This window comes from Clostridium sp. CAG:43 (genome assembly GCF_000434655.1).
In the GTDB taxonomy this organism is placed as follows: Bacteria; Bacillota; Clostridia; order Lachnospirales; family Lachnospiraceae; genus Otoolea; species Otoolea fessa.
The window spans coordinates 1-1,363 of sequence record NZ_FR895087.1 but is presented as its reverse complement, the minus strand read 5'-3'; the positions used below and the strand labels follow the sequence as shown (position 1 = coordinate 1,363).

Sequence of the window (1,363 nt, the reverse complement as noted above, 5' to 3'; positions counted from 1 at the left end):
CAACGATCTATGAAAAGAATGAGAAACTGGGAAAAAAGATCTATATCACGGGAAAAGGGCGCTGCAATGTGACGAATGACTGTGATATGGAAGGTCTGTTTGACAGTGTTGTGACAAACAGCCGCTTTTTATACAGTGCATTTTACGGTTTTAGTAACCAGGATATGAAGGATTTTCTGGAGGCGAACGGCTGTCATGTTAAGGTGGAGCGCGGCAACCGTGTCTTTCCGGTGTCTGATCGGGCATCGGATGTGACATCGGCGTTTGCAAGACGGCTGCGGGAACTGCGCGTGAAAGTAGAATTGAATCAGGGAGTTCGGGAACTGTGGCTGGAGGATGGTGTATTAAAAGGTGTGATTCTGGCGCAGGGCGGTAACGAGCGTGGGAAAAAGGACTCCTACATAGCTGCGGATGCAGTGATCGTGGCGACGGGCGGTTTGTCCTACCCGACGACCGGCTCAACCGGCGATGGTTACCGGTTTGCGGAGGCAGCAGGGCACAAGGTGACGGAACTTTCGCCGGCGCTTGTTCCGTTTGAGACGAAGGAAGATGTGAAGGAGCTGCAGGGACTCTCCCTGCGGAACGTGGAAGCTGCTGTTTTAAATGGAAAGAAAGAAGTTTACCGTGAATTTGGTGAGATGCTGTTTACCCATTACGGCGTTTCGGGTCCGGTACTCTTGAGTGCCAGCAGTTATGCGGCGAAAAAACTGAAAAAGGGTCCGCTGACTCTGATGATCGATCTGAAACCGGCGCTTTCCATGGAACAGCTCGATGCGCGGATTCTGCGCGATTTTGAGGCGGAGAAGAATAAACAGTTTAAAAATGCGCTGAACCATCTGTACCCATCAAAACTGATACCAGTCATAATTCGCCGCAGCGGCATTGAGCCGGACAAGCAGGTCAACGCCGTGACGAAGGAAGAGCGGAGACGGCTGGCGGAGGTGACAAAGCATTTTACCCTGACGCTGACCGGGCTGCGAGGTTTCAATGAGGCGATCATTACCCAGGGCGGTGTGACGGTAAAAGAAGTGAATCCATCCACGATGGAGTCGAAGAAGCTTCCAGGGCTTTATTTTGCAGGGGAAGTGCTGGATCTCGATGCAGTCACCGGCGGCTACAACTTACAAATTGCGTGGTCGACCGGCATGCTGGCGGGACGGAGCGCAGCGGAAAATCATGAATTATAACGATATGAAAAAGGGGAAACGAAATGCCGATTAATATAGCGATTGATGGACCAGCCGGGGCTGGAAAGAGCACAGTGGCAAAGAAGCTGGCGGAAGATTATGGATATATTTATGTTGATACAGGGGCGATGTACCGGGCGATGGCATTGTATTTTTTGCGCCAGGGCATCGACAGC

2 protein-coding genes are annotated in these 1,363 nt (G+C 51.5%); both read left to right on the top strand.

Features of this window, described 5'->3' with window-relative positions:
- Positions 1–1,187: NAD(P)/FAD-dependent oxidoreductase (locus QVO97_RS06995; protein WP_288189271.1), on the top strand; the 1,187-nt coding region annotated here is incomplete at its 5' end.
- A gap of 23 nt (positions 1,188–1,210) precedes the next feature.
- A partial coding sequence (locus QVO97_RS06990; RefSeq protein ID WP_288189273.1) for a (d)CMP kinase occupies positions 1,211–1,363 on the top strand: 153 nt, incomplete at its 3' end.